The organism is Streptomyces sp. NPDC060184, from assembly GCF_042728795.1.
Taxonomy (GTDB): domain Bacteria; phylum Actinomycetota; class Actinomycetes; order Streptomycetales; family Streptomycetaceae; genus Streptomyces.
Genome location: NZ_JBHWYX010000041.1, coordinates 1 through 15437, shown reverse-complemented (window position 1 = coordinate 15437; position 15437 = coordinate 1). Strand labels below are relative to the sequence as shown.

At 71.2% G+C, this 15437-nt stretch carries 12 protein-coding genes and 2 tRNA genes; 6 read left to right on the top strand and 8 right to left on the bottom strand.

Annotation, left to right across the window (positions count from 1 at the left end; all coding sequences use genetic code 11):
- Window positions 1-48 precede the first annotated feature (48 nt).
- The 3 genes from ACFWEE_RS24910 to ACFWEE_RS24900 all read right to left on the bottom strand — a co-directional run bounded on the left by ACFWEE_RS24910 (window position 49) and on the right by ACFWEE_RS24900 (window position 2679).
- A complete protein-coding gene (locus tag ACFWEE_RS24910) occupies window positions 49-654 on the bottom strand; it encodes an ATP-dependent Clp protease proteolytic subunit (protein ID WP_386892301.1) in 606 nt (201 codons plus the stop codon).
- Between the two features lie 414 nt (window positions 655-1068).
- Window positions 1069-2454, bottom strand: coding sequence for a trigger factor (gene tig, locus ACFWEE_RS24905; protein ID WP_386892273.1), 1386 nt, complete (start codon window positions 2452-2454; stop codon window positions 1069-1071).
- 148 nt (window positions 2455-2602) lie between these two features.
- Window positions 2603-2679: transfer RNA gene (locus ACFWEE_RS24900), tRNA-Pro, on the bottom strand.
- A 223-nt stretch (window positions 2680-2902) separates the two neighbouring features.
- Between ACFWEE_RS24900 and ACFWEE_RS24895 the strand changes: the two genes are divergently transcribed.
- A tRNA-Gly gene (locus ACFWEE_RS24895) sits at window positions 2903-2976 on the top strand.
- A 205-nt stretch (window positions 2977-3181) separates the two neighbouring features.
- Here the strand turns inward: ACFWEE_RS24895 and ACFWEE_RS24890 are convergent.
- The gene (locus tag ACFWEE_RS24890; protein ID WP_327175820.1) at window positions 3182-3376 is read right to left on the bottom strand and encodes a hypothetical protein; all 195 of its coding nucleotides are present in this window, start codon (window positions 3374-3376) and stop codon (window positions 3182-3184) included.
- A gap of 537 nt (window positions 3377-3913) precedes the next feature.
- On the opposite strand from ACFWEE_RS24890, the gene ACFWEE_RS24885 reads away from it, so the two are divergent.
- Both ACFWEE_RS24885 and ACFWEE_RS24880 read left to right on the top strand, forming a co-directional pair.
- Entirely contained in the window at window positions 3914-5092 is a 1179-nt protein-coding gene (locus ACFWEE_RS24885; RefSeq protein WP_386892272.1) for an acyltransferase family protein, read from the top strand.
- A gap of 507 nt (window positions 5093-5599) precedes the next feature.
- Entirely contained in the window at window positions 5600-6802 is a 1203-nt protein-coding gene (locus ACFWEE_RS24880) for a cation:proton antiporter (RefSeq protein ID WP_386892299.1), read from the top strand.
- 62 nt (window positions 6803-6864) lie between these two features.
- On the opposite strand, the gene ACFWEE_RS24875 is transcribed toward ACFWEE_RS24880, so the two are convergent.
- From ACFWEE_RS24875 to ACFWEE_RS24865, 3 genes are all read right to left on the bottom strand, one after another.
- Window positions 6865-8007 (bottom strand): PP2C family protein-serine/threonine phosphatase, encoded by a 1143-nt coding sequence (locus tag ACFWEE_RS24875; protein WP_386892270.1) that lies wholly within the window; start codon window positions 8005-8007, stop codon window positions 6865-6867.
- Window positions 8008-8252: 245 nt separating this feature from the next.
- Window positions 8253-9062, bottom strand: a complete 810-nt coding sequence (locus tag ACFWEE_RS24870) for an Fpg/Nei family DNA glycosylase (protein WP_386892268.1) — start codon at window positions 9060-9062, stop codon at window positions 8253-8255.
- Between the two features lie 163 nt (window positions 9063-9225).
- A complete protein-coding gene (locus tag ACFWEE_RS24865) occupies window positions 9226-9714 on the bottom strand; it encodes a ribose-5-phosphate isomerase (RefSeq protein ID WP_386892267.1) in 489 nt (162 codons plus the stop codon).
- Between the two features lie 146 nt (window positions 9715-9860).
- Between ACFWEE_RS24865 and ACFWEE_RS24860 the strand changes: the two genes are divergently transcribed.
- Window positions 9861-11321, top strand: coding sequence for an amino acid permease (locus ACFWEE_RS24860; RefSeq protein ID WP_386892266.1), 1461 nt, complete (start codon window positions 9861-9863; stop codon window positions 11319-11321).
- Between the two features lie 74 nt (window positions 11322-11395).
- Here ACFWEE_RS24860 and ACFWEE_RS24855 read toward each other — a convergent pair whose 3' ends face one another.
- The gene (locus tag ACFWEE_RS24855) at window positions 11396-11989 is read right to left on the bottom strand and encodes a biotin transporter BioY (RefSeq protein WP_386892264.1); all 594 of its coding nucleotides are present in this window, start codon (window positions 11987-11989) and stop codon (window positions 11396-11398) included.
- Between the two features lie 289 nt (window positions 11990-12278).
- On the opposite strand from ACFWEE_RS24855, the gene ACFWEE_RS24850 reads away from it, so the two are divergent.
- Both ACFWEE_RS24850 and ACFWEE_RS24845 read left to right on the top strand, forming a co-directional pair.
- Entirely contained in the window at window positions 12279-13694 is a 1416-nt protein-coding gene (locus tag ACFWEE_RS24850; RefSeq protein WP_386892262.1) for an amino acid permease, read from the top strand.
- A 250-nt stretch (window positions 13695-13944) separates the two neighbouring features.
- On the top strand, window positions 13945-15387 hold the full coding sequence (locus tag ACFWEE_RS24845) for an amino acid permease (protein WP_386892260.1): 1443 nt from the start codon (window positions 13945-13947) through the stop codon (window positions 15385-15387).
- Window positions 15388-15437: the final 50 nt, after the last annotated feature.

Below are 15437 nucleotides of genomic sequence, written 5' to 3'. Positions count from 1 at the left end.
GCGTACGAGAGGTGTGTGCGGAAGCGGGGCCGTCCGGGGTGAGCCGGATCAGGCGCCGGTGCCGCCGCCGCCCGGGATGCCCGACGCGAACGTGATGATCTCGTCGATGAGGCCGTACTCCTTGGCCTCCTCCGCGGTGTACCAGCGGTCGCGGTCGCCGTCGCGGATGATCGTCTCCACGGTCTGGCCGGAGTGGTGGGCGGTGATCTCCGCCATCCGCGTCTTGGTGCGGAGCAGGTACTCGGCCTGGATCTTGATGTCCGAGGCGGTACCGCCGATGCCGGCCGAACCCTGGTGCATGAGGATGTCGGTGTTGGGGAGCGCGAAGCGCTTGCCCGCGGCGCCGCCGGTGAGCAGGAACTGGCCCATCGAGGCCGCCATGCCCATGCCGATGGTGACGACGTCGTTCGGGATGTACTGCATGGTGTCGTAGACGGCCATGCCGGCCGTCACCGAGCCACCGGGGCTGTTGATGTAGAGGTAGATGTCCTTGTCCGGGTCGGCGGCAAGGAGCAGCAGCTGTGCGGTGATCTTGTTGGCGATGTCATCGTCGACCTGCTGACCGAGGAAGATGATGCGCTCGCCGAGCAGTCGGCTGTAGACCTGGTCGCCGAGGCCACCACCGAGGGACGGCTCTCCGGCGGCGTAGGGCATCAGATTCGTCACGTATCCACCTGCTCGTCTCTGACGGCTCCGGCCGTCTCAGCGTCTTCGTACCGGGTGGGCCGGGACTCCCCGACCCTTCCTCTTCATGGACCCTAACGCGCAGGTTGAACAAGACCATCCCGCTTCCACAACTGTTCGCTGGGAGCGCAAGGTACGCAGTGCGCACAAGGGTTCTGAGGGTTCGTCGCGGATGCGCCGGAGCGGCCCGGGGACCCCCGTCCGGGAGCCTACGGGCCCCCGGTCGGGGCGGTGCCGCCGGGGGGTGCGCGACGGTGCCCCGAGGAGGCGTGCGCGCCGTTCCGTCCGGCCGCACTGTCCCGTCGGGCCGGCCGCGGCGGGTACGACGACGGGCCCCGGACAGCGCGAAGCGTCCGGGGCCCGTCGTGCGGATCAGGGGGAGGCTCAGGCCTCCGTCTTCTCCTCGGCGGCGGCCTCGTCGGAGGTGGCGGCCTCGGCCGTCTCCTCCGCGGTCTCCTCATCGTCTTCCAGGTCGACGACCTCACCGTTGGTGTCGGTGACCTTCGCGGCCTCGACGACCAGCGCGAGCGCCTTGCCGCGGGCGACCTCGCCGACGAGCATCGGCACCTGGCCACCCTCGACGACGGCCTGGGCGAACTGGTCGGGGCTCATGCCGGAGGAAGCAGCGCGCCGCATGAGGTGCTCGGTGAGCTCCTCCTGGTTGACGTTCAGCTTCTCCTTGTTGACGATCTCGTCCAGCAGGAACTGGGTCTTGATGCCCTTGACGGCCTGCTCCGAGGTCTCGGCCTCGAACTCCTCGACGGTCTTGCCCTGGATCTCCAGGAACTTCGCCAGGTCGAGGCCCATCTGGCCGAGCTGGTGGTGCTCCAGGTTGTGCTTGCGGGTGTTGATCTCGTCCGCGAGCAGCTTCTCCGGGATCGGGACCTCGGCGAGCTTCAGCAGCTCTTCGAGGACGCGCTCCTGGGCCTGGGTGGCCTGGTCGTACTGCTTGGTGTTCTCAAGGCGCTTGCGGCTGTCGGCGCGCAGCTCCTCCAGCGTGTCGAACTCGCTCGCCATCTGGGCGAACTCGTCGTCCAGCTCAGGCAGTTCGCGGGCGGCGACGGCGGTGACCTTGACGGTGACCTCCGCTTCCTTGCCCTCGGCCGAGCCGCCCTTCAGCTCGGAGGTGAAGGTGGCCTCGCCACCGGCCTCCAGGCCCTTGACGGCCTCGTCGATGCCGTCGAGGAGCTCACCGGAACCGATGGTGTACGAGACACCGTCGGCCACGCCGTCCTCAAGGACCTCGCCGTCGACCTTGGCCTGCAGGTCGATCGTCACGACGTCGCCCTCGGCGGCGGCGCGCTCGACCGGGTTGGTGGAGGCGAAGCGCTCGCGGAGCTGCTCCACGGCCTTCTCGATGTCCTCGTCGGTGACTTCGAGGGCGTCCACGGTGACCTCGATGCCGGAGTAGTCCGGGATCTCGATCTCGGGGCGCACGTCCACCTCGGCGGTGAAGGAGAGCAGCTCGCCGTCCTTCAGCTCGGTGATGTCGACGTCGGGCTGGCCGAGAACGTTCAGCTCACCCTCGTTGACCGCCTCGGTGTAGAACTTCGGGAGGGCGTCGTTGACGGCCTCCTCCAGAACCGCACCGCGGCCGAACCGCTGGTCGATGACGCGGGCCGGGATCTTGCCCTTGCGGAAGCCCTTCACCGTGACCTGCTGGTTGATCTTCTTGTACGCCGCGTCGAGGCTGTCCTTGAGCTCCTCGAAGGGCACCTCGATGCTGAGCCGAACCCGGGTCGGGTTCAGGGTCTCCACGGCGCTCTTCACGGTTCGGTCTCCTTGGTGGCTGACTTCGGGGGGTCCCGCCCGCCGCCTGTCGGCGGCTTCGCGGATCGGCCCGGCTCATCAGACACACGGGCACGCAATTTGCATAGTAACGGCAAGGGGGAGCACTCCCCCAATGCGATCTTCCTGGTGGTCGGGGTGGCCGGATTCGAACCGACGACCTTCCGCTCCCAAAGCGGACGCGCTACCAAGCTGCGCCACACCCCGTCGGTGCGACACAGAGGGTACATGCAGAAAGGGCGCCCTTCCGCCGCTTTCCGGCGGCCCTGCGGCAGATGGCCCGCGCCGGATACGGCGGCGGGCGGGGCGCGCGGTACGGGCGGGCGGGACCCGCCCCGGTGCGCCCCCGGAGACGGGTGTGCGCGCACCGGCTCCGACCCGCTACGATGCTCTTCGTACCCGGGGCCGTCCACGGTGCCGGTGCGATTGTGCGGGCGTAGCTCAATGGTAGAGCCCTAGTCTTCCAAACTAGCTACGCGGGTTCGATTCCCGTCGCCCGCTCCATGACGAAGGCCCGGTGCCGCGTCCCGTGATTCCACGGACGCCGCACCGGGTCTCCTTCGTATTCGGACCTCCGCGGCATCATGGCCCTTGCCGTACGCGCGGGGGCAGCCCCGTGCGCGCTCGCGCCGCGCCGCCGGCCGTGGGGACGGCGGCCGGCGGCGCGGCGGGTCTTCGAGCGCGGGACGAGCGGCGGACCGCTCGCGGCTCAGAAGCTGATCTGGTTGATCGTGTCGGCTATGGAGTTCATGAACCTGTTGATGGCGGGCGCCATGCCCGTCGACGCCAGGAAGAACCCGAAGAGGATCGCGACGATCGCCGGCCCGGCCTTGATGGATCCGCCGCGGATCAGCACCACCAGGATGATCGCCAACATCAGCACCACAGACAGTGAAATGGCCACGACTGCTCACACCCTAGGTCGGTCCGCCTTGCCGGCCCGGGGGCGTGCTCCGTCGCGCGCCCTCCGTTCACTCCATCGTGCCATCAACTCCCGTGGCGGCGCCGCCGGGTGACGGATCGACCTGGCTGATTTTCGCCATTTGTGCACCCCGTGCGTCCGGGGGTCCCCGGACACGTCCGAGGGGCGCGCATCGCGTCCGGGGCCGCCCGGGAGCGCCGTACGGCGGCCCCGGCCCGCCGAGCTCCGCCGCACACCCCCGCGCACCGCCGGGAGATTCGGTTCCGGCGCCTCCGGCAAGAATTCACTTCCTCCCCACAGGCCACGCGCATTCCGTGGAACCGGGCCACGACAGGGAGCGGGAGTTGAGAAGAGTGCCGTAATTCACGCACCCCTATCCCGATGCGATTTGCCCGATTTAGACGATAATTAGACCGGCATAGCGGACATAACTCAAGGGTTTCGGCATCGAATTGACGGGCAGGCGCGAGGCTTCCGACGCGCTTCACGAAAAGCGAAAGACAGGCTTAGGTTTTTCGAATGCTTCCTGCTCCGAGCCGTACACAGAGGACCGCGCTCCCGCCGGAGACCCTGGACCCGGAGCCCGGACAGAGATCCGCGGCGACCGCGACCGGGACGCCCCCGGCGACCGCGCCCGAGGCTCCCCCGGCGTCCGCGCCGTCCTCGCCGGGGGCCGCTCCGGCGGCCAAGAAGCGCGATCCGTACTTCGACAACGCGAAGTATCTGGCCATCGTGCTCGTCGCCGTGGCGCACGCCTGGGAGCCGCTGATGGGCGACAGCCGGGCGGCCCGCTCGCTGTACATGGTCATCTACACGTTCCACATGCCCGCGTTCATCCTCGTCTCCGGCTACTTCTCCCGGTCGTTCGACGCGAGCCCTGCCCGGATGAAGCGGCTCGTCACCGGGGTCGTGGTCCCGTACGTGGTCTTCGAGACGGCCTATTCGCTGTTCAGGCGGTACGCCGGCGGTGAGCCGCACGCGCCGATCACCCTGCTCGACCCGCTCTTCCTCACCTGGTTCCTGGCCGCCCTGCTCATCTGGCGGCTGACCACCCCGCTCTGGCGGACGCTCCGCCATCCGCTCCCGGTCGCCCTCGCCGTGGCCGCGCTCGCCTCGGTCTGCCCCGGAATCGGGGACGACCTGGACCTCCAGCGCGTCCTGCAGTTCCTGCCGTTCTTCGTCCTGGGCGTCATGGCCCGGCCCGAGCACTTCGCCTGGGTGCGCCGACGCCAGGTGCGACTGCTCTCGCTGCCGCTGTTCGCGGGGGCGCTGGGATGCGCGTACGCGGTGGCCCCGCACATGCAACTCGGCTGGTTCTACCGCAGCGACAGCGCCCAGGAGCTGGGCGCGCCCTGGTGGTCCGGGGTGATGATGACGCTGCTGATGTTCGGCTGCGCCCTGCTGCTCACCGTCGGCTTCCTGTCCTGGGTGCCCAGCCGGACGACCTGGTTCACGGTGCTGGGCGCCGGGACCATCTGCGGCTACCTCCTGCACGGCTTCCTGATCAGGGGCGCCGAGTACGCGGGGCTGATCGACGAGAACGCGTGGCTCGCCGACCCGGTGGGGCTGGTCCTCGTCTCGGTGGTCGCGGCCACGGCGGTGACGCTGTTGTGCACCCCGCCGGTCCGCAGGGTGATGCGGTTCGCCACCGAGCCGGACATGGCCTGGGCCTTCCGCCGGAGCCCCACCACCCGCTGATCCGGCCGGGCCGTCCCCTCGGAGGTGAAGACCGGTGCCGCCGCCCCTGTGGGCGGGCGGCACCGGTCTTCGTCTTTGCGCGGACCTTCGCGGAGCCTTGCACGGAGTCTTGCGGCGAGGGCAGGCGTCGCGGGTCCGCCGGAGCGCCGGGCGGTCTCAGTTCGGGCCAGGGTTGGCCGAATTCATTCGGTCCAGAGCCGATTGATCGACATGGAGACTCAGAACTCCCCGCACCCGGTCACCCTCCTCGGCCGCCCCTCGGCCGACCGGTCCCGCACCGCTCCTCCCTCACCCCCGCACCGTCCACGCCCCCCGCACCGTCCGCACCTCCGTCCGGACGGCTTCCGGCCCGGTCGGCCGCCCCTCCGCTCGTGGGCGCCGCTCGTTCAGGGGTGCGTTCGGTAACGTCCACAGAGGGGATTCCTTGACCTCTTCTTTACCTTCCGTCTCGACTTGTCGATCTACCGAAGGATCAGGCCCATCGGACACGCCGACACGCTCATCGCCATGGGTGGCGCCTTTCTGGCCGCCGCCCTGCTCGCCCGCGCCGGGGCCAGGATCGGACTGCCGACGATCCCGTTGTTCATCCTCGCCGGGATGCTGCTCGGTCCGCACACGCCGGGCATCGTGCTGGTGGCGGACCCGCACGATCTGGAGATGCTCGCGGCCCTCGGCCTGGTGCTGCTGCTCTTCTACCTCGGTCTGGAGTTCCACCTCGACGACCTGCGGACCGGCGGGCGCAGGATGGCGGTCGCCGGGGGCGTCTATCTGGCCCTGAACGTCGGCGCCGGTCTCGGCTTCGGCTTCGCGCTGGGCTGGGGAGGCTCGGAGACCCTGGTCCTCGCCGGGGTGCTCGGCATCTCGTCCTCGGCGATCGTCACCAAGGTCCTCGTCGACCTCGGGAGGCTCGGGAACCCGGAGACCCGGCCGATCCTCGGCATCATCGTCGTCGAGGACGTGTTCCTGGCCCTCTATCTCGCCGCGCTCCAGCCCGTCCTGTCCGGTGCGGACAGCCTCGGTGCGGCCGTGGTGGACGGCGGGAAGGCCTTCGGCTTCCTGGTGCTGCTCGCGCTGGTGGTCCGGTTCGGCACCCGGGCGGTCTCCCGGCTGATCCACACCGAGGACGACGAACTCCTGGTGATCTCCTTCCTCGGCGTCGCGGTCCTCGTCGCCGGGGTCTCCGAGTGGTTCGGCGTCGCCGACGCCATCGGCGCCTTCATGGTCGGCCTGATGCTCGGCGGCACGAGCTCGGGCGAGCGCATCCGGAGACTGGTCACCCCGCTGCGGGACGCGTTCGGCGCGATCTTCTTCTTCTCCTTCGGACTCTCCATCGACCCGGGCGACCTGCCGCGCGTCATCCCCCCGGTGCTGGCGGCCGTGGCCCTGACCGCCGCGATGAACGTGTGCGCGGGACTGGCCACGGCGAAGATGTACGGCTTCGGGCCCCGGGCCGTCGCGAACATCGCCACCACCCTGCTGGCCCGGGGCGAGTTCGCGCTGATCCTCGCCGCCATGGCGGCGGGTGCCGGGCTGAACGAGCGGCTGGCGCCGTTCATCGCCGGGTACGTCCTGGTGCTCGCGGTCCTCTCGCCGCTCGCCGCGAGCCGTTCCTCCTGGCTGGCACGGGTGCTGCCGGGCGGGAAGGCCGACCGGCGCGGGGGCGACGACGGCCGGCCCGGCGGCGGTGACCGGGTCTCGCTGCCGACCTGAGCCTGCCTCGGCCTTCCCCGGCGGGCTCAGGTGGTGTCCGGCGGATCAAGGCCGGGGTCGGCTCAGCCCCGGCGGGAGAGCAGCAGCAGGGCGCGGTCGTCGTTGACGTCCTTGGCGCATGCCTCGATCAGGTGCCAGGCCGCGCCCTCGAAGCCGGTCGTGACGTACCGGTCGGCCTCGCCGGTCAGCCGGTCGATGCCGTCGGCGATGTCCCGGTCCGACGCCTCGACCAGGCCGTCGGTGAAGAGCATCAGCACGTCGCCGGAGGCCAGGGAGCCCTTGACCGCGTCGAACTCCGCTCCGTCGTAGACGCCGAGCAGCGGGCCCCCGGCGGCCTTCTCCTCCCACTGCCCGGTGGCGGCGTTGAGCTGGAGGGCGGGCGGGTGGCCCGCCGACAGGATCTCGTAGTCACCGGACTCCAGGTCCAGCACCAGGTGGATCGAGGTGGCGAACCCCTCGTCCCAGTCCTGGCGGAGCAGGTAGCCGTTGGCGGCGGGCAGGAAGCCGTGCGGGGGCAGCGAGCCGAGGAGGCCGCCGAAGGCGCCGGAGAGCAGCAGGGCGCGGGAGCCCGCGTCCATGCCCTTGCCGGAGACGTCGGTGAGGACGACCTCCAGGGTGCGTCCGCCGTGGGTGCGGGCCGCGACGACGAAGTCGCCCGAGAAGGACTGGCCTCCGGCGGGGCGCAGCGACATCTCGCAGTGCCAGCCCTTCGGCAGCCGGGGCAGCGCGCTCTGGACCCGGATGCGTTCGCGCAGGTCGAAGAGCATGGTGCCGCCGCGCCGCCAGGGAACTCCGACCCGGGCCCGGAACTGGGCGAGCACCAGCCCGAAGAAGCCGCAGGCGCCGACCACGAGGACGTTGCCGGGGGTGACGGTGACGTCCGCCGGGGCGGTGCCGAGGGTGAAGGACTCGACGATCAGGGCGCCCGCCGCCACCGCGTACAGGGTGAGCAGGCTGGAGGGGCGGAGCAGCAGACCGCCGGCGACGATCGGCAGGACCAGGGCGGTGGGCGAGAACCATTCCGGGTTCCACACCGTGGCCACCGTGAGGGCCGGGATCGTCAGCAGCAGGCCCGCGAAGGCTATCCAGTCGGACCCGTCACCGCGGAAGTAGTCGACCCCGGACCGGCGCAGCGCGATGCGGGCCCGGTGGGCCGTGCGCCGCCACCGGGCCACGTGCGCGTTCACTCCGTCACGAGAGGCCATTGTCGGGACCTTATCGACCGAAGGGCTTCCCGTGCAGGGGGACCCCGGTCGGCGGCGGTACGAAATGGGGTCGTCCCGCCGGTGGAGAGGCTGGTAGGCGTGGCGTACGCCCCCGAAACGGGCGGGCCGGAGCACCCGGGGCGGGGTGCCGGGCAAGGGCTTCGGGGAACGTGTTTTCGATGGGGTGGAAGCGCGCGGACCCGGGTACGCGGCGCCCCCGGCGTACGCCCGGACCGGTCGGCGCGTCAGCGCTGCTGGCAGGTGGGGCACCAGAAGAGGTTGCGGGCCGCCAGTTCGGCGGTGCGGACCTCGGTGCCGCAGATGTGGCAGGGGCGCCGGTCGCGCCGGTAGACGTAGACCTCGCCTCCGTGGTCGTCGACCCGGGGCGGGCGGCCCATCGCCTCGGGCAGGTGCTCGGGGCGGACGGTATCGATCCGGTTGTTCCGGACGCCCTCGCGCATCAGCAGGACGAGGTCGGCCCAGATCGCGTCCCACTCGGCGCGGGTGAGGTCCTTGCCGGGGCGGTACGGGTCGATGCCGTGGCGGAAGAGGACCTCGGCGCGGTAGACGTTGCCGACGCCGGAGACGACCTTCTGGTCCATCAGCAGGGCGGCGACGGTGATCCGGCTGCGGGAGATCCGCCGCCAGGCCCGGGTGCCGTCCTCGTCGGCGCGCAGCGGGTCCGGGCCGAGACGCTCGTGTATCGCCCGCTTCTCGGGCTCGGTGACGAGGGCGCAGGTGGTGGGGCCGCGCAGATCGGCCCAGTGGTCGTCGCCCACCAGCCGGAGGCGGACCGTGTCCGAGGGCGGCGGGGCCGGGATCGCGCCGAAGCCGAGCTTCCCGAAGAGGCCGAGGTGGATGTGGACCCAGCCGGTGGCGCCGAAGCCGAGGAAGAGGTGCTTGCCGTGGGCGTCGGCGGTCTCGAGGACCTGGCCGTCGAGGAGCGCCGCGCTGTCGGCGAACCTGCCCTGCGGGCTGCTGACGCGCACCGGCCGCCCGGCGAACCGCTCGCGGTGGTCGGCGGCGAGGCGGTGGATGGTGTGTCCCTCGGGCACGGGCGGCTTCTCCAGACGGGCGGGAACGGGGCGTGAGCGGACGCGCGGGCGGGCGCGGAAAAGGGCGCGCGGGGCGGGCTGCCCGGGGCGGCGGAAACGGGCGTGCCGCCAGGGCCTGGTGGCCTGGCGGCACGGTGGACGGTCGGCGGGTGCAGCCCGGGGATCAGCCCTGCTGCGGGTGGTGGGCGGGGATCGGCGGGAGTGCGCCGGTCTCCTCGTACGCCGCGAGCATCTCGATGCGCCGGGAGTGGCGCTCTTCGTTCGAGTACGGCGTGTTCAGGAAGATCTCGACGAACTTGGTGGACTCCTCCTGGGAGTGCATCCGGCCGCCGATGGCCACCACGTTGGCGTTGTTGTGCTCGCGGCCGAGGGCGGCGGTCTGCTCGCTCCAGGCCAGCGCCGCACGGACGCCCTTGACCTTGTTGGCGGCGATCTGCTCGCCGTTGCCGGAGCCGCCGATCACGATGCCGAGGCTGTCCGGGTCCGCGGCCGTCTTCTCGGCGGCGCGGAGGCAGAACGGCGGGTAGTCGTCCTGGGCGTCATAGATGTGGGGTCCACAGTCCACGGCCTCGTGGCCGTGGGCCGTCAGCCACTCGACGAGGTGGTTCTTGAGTTCGTAGCCGGCATGGTCCGATCCGAGGTACACGCGCATGCCGGAAAGTGTGGCACGAGCGCGGCAGGGTAGCCGTCAGCGGGGTCGGAGCCCTTCGCGGGGTGGCGGCCGGACCGTCACCGGAACCACCGCGGAGGCAGGGGCGGTTCAGCACGGTCCGCCCGGACCACGTGAGGAGTCCATCCATGACGTCGGGGACCACGGTGAGGGAGCCGGGCGGTGAGCCGGAGGGCGCGGCTGCCGACGCAGGAGGTACGGGTGGCTCCGGCGGCCCGGACGGTGAACTGAAGGCCGGGCTCAAGAACCGGCACCTCTCGATGATCGCCATCGGCGGGGTGATCGGCGCGGGCCTCTTCGTGGGTTCCGGCGCGGGCATCGCCGCCGCCGGTCCGGCGATCCTCGTCTCGTACGCCCTGGTCGGCACCATGGTGGTGCTGGTGATGCGGATGCTCGGCGAGATGGCGGCGGCCCGGCCCAGCTCGGGGTCCTTCTCCGCCTACGCCGACCAGGCGCTCGGACGCTGGGCGGGGTTCTCCATCGGCTGGCTGTACTGGTTCTTCTGGGTGGTCGTGCTCGCCGTGGAGGCCACGGCGGGGGCCGCGATCCTGGAGAGCTGGGTGCCGGCCGTACCGCAGTGGGGGTGGGCGCTGATCGTGATGACCGTGCTGACCGCCACGAACCTGATCTCGGTCGGCAGTTACGGCGAGTTCGAGTTCTGGTTCGCCGGGATCAAGGTCGTCGCCATCGGCGCCTTCGTGATCGTCGGGCTGCTCGCGGTCTTCGGGGTGCTGCCCGGTTCCGACAACGCGGGTTCCGGGTTCGCCCATCTCACCGACAGCGGCGGCTTCCTGCCGAAGGGGCCGGGGGCGATCCTGACCGGGGTGCTGATGGTGGTCTTCTCCTTCATGGGCAGCGAGATCGTCACGCTCGCCGCCGGTGAGTCCGCGGACCCCCGGCGCGCCGTCTCGAAGGCGACCAACAGCGTCATCTGGCGGATCGCGATCTTCTACCTGGGCTCGATCCTCGTGGTGCTGACGCTGCTGCCGTGGAACGACCCGTCGATCGTGGACAAGGGAAGCTACGTCGCCGCGCTCGACTCCATCGGCATTCCGCACGCCGGGCAGGTGATGGACGTCATCGTGCTGACGGCCGTGCTGTCCTGCCTCAACTCCGGCCTCTACACGGCCTCCCGGATGGCCTACTCGCTCGGCGGCCGGGGCGACGCGCCCCGGGCCTTCACCCGGGTGAACGGGCGGGGCGTCCCGCGGGCGGCGATCCTCTCCTCGGTCGTCTTCGGCTTCGTGGCGGTCTTCTTCAACTACCAGTGGCCGGACACCGTCTTCGCCTTCCTGCTGAACTCCTCGGGGGCGGTGGCGCTCTTCGTCTGGCTCGTCATCTGCTTCACCCAGCTGCGGATGCGGCCCATGATCGAACGGGAGTCGCCCGGGAAGCCGGTGGTGCGGATGTGGCTCTTCCCGTACCTGACCTGGGCGACGATCGCGATGATCTCGTTCGTCCTGGTCTACATGCTCACCGACGACGCGGGCCGCGAGCAGGTGCTGCTGTCGCTGCTGGTCGCGGCGGTGGTGGTCGCGGTGTCGCTGGTACGGGAGCGGCGCGGCGGCAAGGTTCCCGCGAAGGGCTGACGGCCGTACGGGAACAGCACGAAAGGCCCGCCGGAACGCGTCCGGCGGGCCTTTCGGGGGCGTACGGGAAGAGCTCAGCCGCGGCGGCCGAGGAGCTTCCAGGAGGCGGGCAGCGCGCCCATCGCCAGCAGGGCCTTCACGGCGTCGCCGATGAGGAAGGGCGTCAGGCCGGCCGCGACGGCGGCGCCGGCCGACATGCCGGTGGAGAGGGCGAGGTAGGGGACGCCGACGGCGTAGGTGACGGCGGAGCCGACCACCATGGTGCCCGCGGTACGCAGCACGGAGCGGTCGCCGCCCCGGCGGGCGAGGGCGCCGACGACGGTCGCGGCGAGCAGCATGCCGAGGACGTAGCCGAAGGTGGCACCGCCCGCGCCGGAGGTACCGCCGGAGAACCACGGCACACCGGCCATGCCGACGACCGCGTACAGCGCGAGCGAGAGGAAGCCGCGGCGGGCGCCCAGCGCGGTGCCGATGAGGAGCGCGGCGAAGGTCTGGCCGGTGACGGGGACCGGGGAGCCGGGGATCGGGACCGATATCTGCGCGGCGAGACCGGTGAGGGCCGCGCCGCCCAGGACGAGGGCCGTGTCGACGGCCGCGCGGTGCCGCACCGCGGGCAGCAGGTCGGCGAGGACCACTCCGGTACGGACGGGGGCGGCAGCAGTGCTCATCGGGACTCCGCGGGTGAGGGTGGGGTGGGACGGACGGGAGGGCTGGAGCCGGGAAGGCGAGCCTGCGGCTGACGTTAGTCGAAGGGCCTGCCGTTGATCACCGTGTGTCGCCCACAAAGGGCCTGGCCATGGCTTGGTGAGGTTCGCACAAAAGCGCCGGGGCAACCACACCTCGGCGTGAGCCTCATCACTCCGGCGCGTGCAGCGCAGACGCGCTCCGCGCGGGTGTCTCGCTCCGTGAGACGCTGTAGGTTCCCCACTAAATCGAATCAGAGCGGCCTCACCCCCCATGCACGACGCACCGCCCCCCGCCCCCGCCGAGCCCCTCTCCCACGGGCTCAAGCAACGGCATCTGACGATGCTCGGTCTCGGCGGGGTGATCGGAGCGGGGCTGTTCGTCGGCTCGGGTGCCGGGATCGCGGTCGCGGGCCCGGCCATCATCGTGTCGTACCTGATCGCGGGCGCCCTGGCGACGCTGGTGATGCGGATGCTCGGGGAGATGTCGGCGGCGATGCCCGCCTCGGGCTCCTTCTCCGTGCACGCGGAACGCGCGCTGGGGCGCTGGGCCGGGTTCAGCGTGGGCTGGCTCTACTGGTTCCTGCTGGTGGTGGTGCTGGCCGTGGAGGCGACGGCGGCGGCGCAGATCGCGCACGGCTGGGTGCCGGCGGTCGAGCCGTGGGCGTGGGTGCTGCTCTTCATGGTGGTCTTCACCACGGCCAACCTCACCGCGGTGAAGAACTTCGGCGAGTTCGAGTTCTGGTTCGCCGCGCTGAAGGTGTGCGCGATCGTGGCCTTCCTGGTGCTGGGCACGCTCGCCGTCTTCGGGGTGCTGCCGGACACCGACCCGGTGGGCCTCACCCACCTCACGGGCCGGGGCGGGTTCCTGCCGAACGGCTGGAGCGGGGTGGTCTCCGGTGTGCTGACGGTGGTCTTCGCCTTCGGCGGGCTCGAAGTCCTGACCATCGCCGCCGCCGAGACCGACGATCCGGCGCGCGCGGTGGGGCGGGCGGTGCGCAGCGCGGTGGTGCGCATCCTCTTCTTCTACGTCGGCTCGATGCTGGTGATCGTGACGGTGCTGCCGTGGACCGCGCAGCAGGCGGGGCTGAGCCCGTACGTGAAGGTGCTGGACTCGATCGGGGTGCCGTCGGCCGGGCAGATCATGAACGTCGTGATCTTCGTGGCGCTCCTGTCCGCGCTCAACGCGAACCTGTACGGCTCCTCGCGGATGATCTTCTCGCTGGCCGAGCGGGGCGAGGCGCCGCGGGGGCTGCTGAAGGTGTCGGGGGTGACGAGGCACGGCGGCGGGGTGCCGCGGCGGGCGGTGCTCGCCTCGGTGGCCTTCGGTTTCGTCTCCGTACTCCTCAATCTGGCGTGGCCGGACACCGTCTTCCTCTATCTGCTCAACTCGGTCGGGGCGGTGCTGCTGTTCGTCTGGGCGCTGATCGCCCTCTCCCAGCTGCGGCTGCGCCCGCGCATCGACCGGGAGGCCGCGGCCCGGGGCCCGGAGCGGGGGCCCGGCTTGCGGATGTGGTGCTTCCCGTATCTGACCTGGCTGACGCTGGTGGCGCTGTTCGCGGTGCTGGTGCTGATGCTCGCCGACGACTCCGCGCGCGGGCAGGTGCTCTGGTCGGCGGGGGCGACGGCGCTGGTGCTGCTGGTGGCGTGGGTACGCGAGTCCAGGGCGCGGCACGCGGCGAGGCACTGATCCGGCGGCGTCGCCGACGCGGTTTCGCGGCGGCCGGAAAGGGCAGGCGGGAGCGGTCCGGATGGACGCGGTGTGCGAACCCGGTGACCGTATTGCGGACACATGTGCCCGATAGCCGGTACATCCGTTCAGATGGAGTGGTCCCCCGGGCCGTCCCCAGCCAGGAATCCTCAGTCAGGAATTTCCAGGTCAGCGGCTCGCACACCCTCGCGGTCCCCCCTCGGGCCCGCCGACCGAACTGAGCCCGTCGATGCCCCGCACCCCCACGCCCTCCCCCACCGCCGGTCCGCCGTCACCCTCCGGGCCCCCCACTCCGGCCACCGCCACCGTCGGCGCCGACGGTTCCTCGCTCGGCAACGGCCTCCGGCAGCGCCATCTGTCGATGATCGCGCTCGGCGGGGTCATCGGCGCCGGGCTCTTCGTCGGCTCGGGCGCGGGCATCGCCTCGGCGGGCCCCTCGATCGTCGTCGCCTACGCGGTCTCCGGGCTGCTGGTCATGCTGGTCATGCGGATGCTCGGCGAGATGTCGGCCGCCCACCCGGCGTCCGGCTCCTTCTCCGTGCACGCCGAACGGGCGCTCGGGCCGTGGGCCGGGTTCACGGCGGGCTGGTCGTTCTGGGTGCTGCTCTCGGTCGCGGTCGGGCTGGAGGGCATCGGCGCGGCGGACATCGTGACCGGCTGGCTGCCGGGCACTCCGCAGTGGATGTGGGTGGCACTCTTCATGGCCGCGTTCCTGGGCACCAACCTGGCGGCGGTGCGCAACTTCGGCGAGTTCGAGTTCTGGTTCGCCGCGCTGAAGGTCGCCGCCATCTCGCTCTTCCTGGTCCTCGGCGTGCTGGCGATCACCGGGGTGCTGCCCGACGTGGACGCCCCCGGCACCGCCAACCTCACCGGTGACGGAGGGTTCCTGCCGCACGGGGCGAACGGGTTCATCATCGGGCTGCTCGCCTCCGTCTTCGCGTACGGCGGGCTGGAGACGGTCACCATCGCGGCGGCCGAGTCGGAGAACCCGGTGCGCGGGGTCGCGAAGGCGGTCCGTACCGCGATGTGGCGGATCGCGCTCTTCTACGTCGGGTCGATGGCGGTCATCGTGGTGCTGGTGCCGTGGGACGACCCGAAGGTCGTGGAGAAGGGCCCGTACGTGGCGACCCTCGACCACCTGGGCATCCCGGCGGCCGGCCGGATCATGGACGTGGTGATCCTGGTGGCGCTGCTCTCGGCGATGAACGCCAACATCTACGGCGCCTCCCGGATGGCGGGTTCGCTGGTGGCGCGCGGCCAGGGCCCGAAGGTGCTCGGCCGGATCTCGTCCGGGGTGCCGCGCAACGCGGTGCTGGCCTCCTCCGTCTTCGGCTTCCTCTGCGTGCTGCTGAGCTACTGGCGGCCCGACGACGTCTTCCCGTGGCTGCTCAACATGATCGGCGCGGTGATCCTGGTCGTCTGGATCTTCGTCGCCCTCTCCCAGCTGGTCCTGCGCGGGCGCACCGAGCGCGAGGCGCCGGAGAAGCTGGTCGTGCGGATGTGGCTCTTCCCGGTGGCGACGGTGGTCGCACTGCTGGCGATGGCCGGAATCTTCGTACTGATGCTCCGCCAGCCCGACACGCGCGACCAACTGCTGGCCACCGGCGCACTGACGGTGGTCCTGATCGTGGTCGGGCTGATCCGGCAGCGGCGGAGTGCGGCGGCGCGCTGACGGTCGTATGCGAGAAGGGAGCGGCGGTGGGGGGGGTGCCCCCCCCCCGG

Excerpts from the sequence above, each read along its gene's own strand:
- ACFWEE_RS24910 (WP_386892301.1), bottom strand. The coding sequence starts at position 654 with ATGCCCTACGCCGCCGGAGAGCCGTCCCTCGGTGGTGGCCTCGGCGAC.
- ACFWEE_RS24885 (WP_386892272.1), top strand. The coding sequence starts at position 3,914 with ATGCTTCCTGCTCCGAGCCGTACACAGAGGACCGCGCTCCCGCCGGAG.
- ACFWEE_RS24880 (WP_386892299.1), top strand. The coding sequence starts at position 5,600 with ATGGGTGGCGCCTTTCTGGCCGCCGCCCTGCTCGCCCGCGCCGGGGCC.
- ACFWEE_RS24875 (WP_386892270.1), bottom strand. The coding sequence starts at position 8,007 with ATGGCCTCTCGTGACGGAGTGAACGCGCACGTGGCCCGGTGGCGGCGC.
- ACFWEE_RS24865 (WP_386892267.1), bottom strand. The coding sequence starts at position 9,714 with ATGCGCGTGTACCTCGGATCGGACCATGCCGGCTACGAACTCAAGAAC.
- ACFWEE_RS24860 (WP_386892266.1), top strand. The coding sequence starts at position 9,861 with ATGACGTCGGGGACCACGGTGAGGGAGCCGGGCGGTGAGCCGGAGGGC.
- ACFWEE_RS24855 (WP_386892264.1), bottom strand. The coding sequence starts at position 11,989 with ATGAGCACTGCTGCCGCCCCCGTCCGTACCGGAGTGGTCCTCGCCGAC.
- ACFWEE_RS24850 (WP_386892262.1), top strand. The coding sequence starts at position 12,279 with ATGCACGACGCACCGCCCCCCGCCCCCGCCGAGCCCCTCTCCCACGGG.
- ACFWEE_RS24845 (WP_386892260.1), top strand. The coding sequence starts at position 13,945 with ATGCCCCGCACCCCCACGCCCTCCCCCACCGCCGGTCCGCCGTCACCC.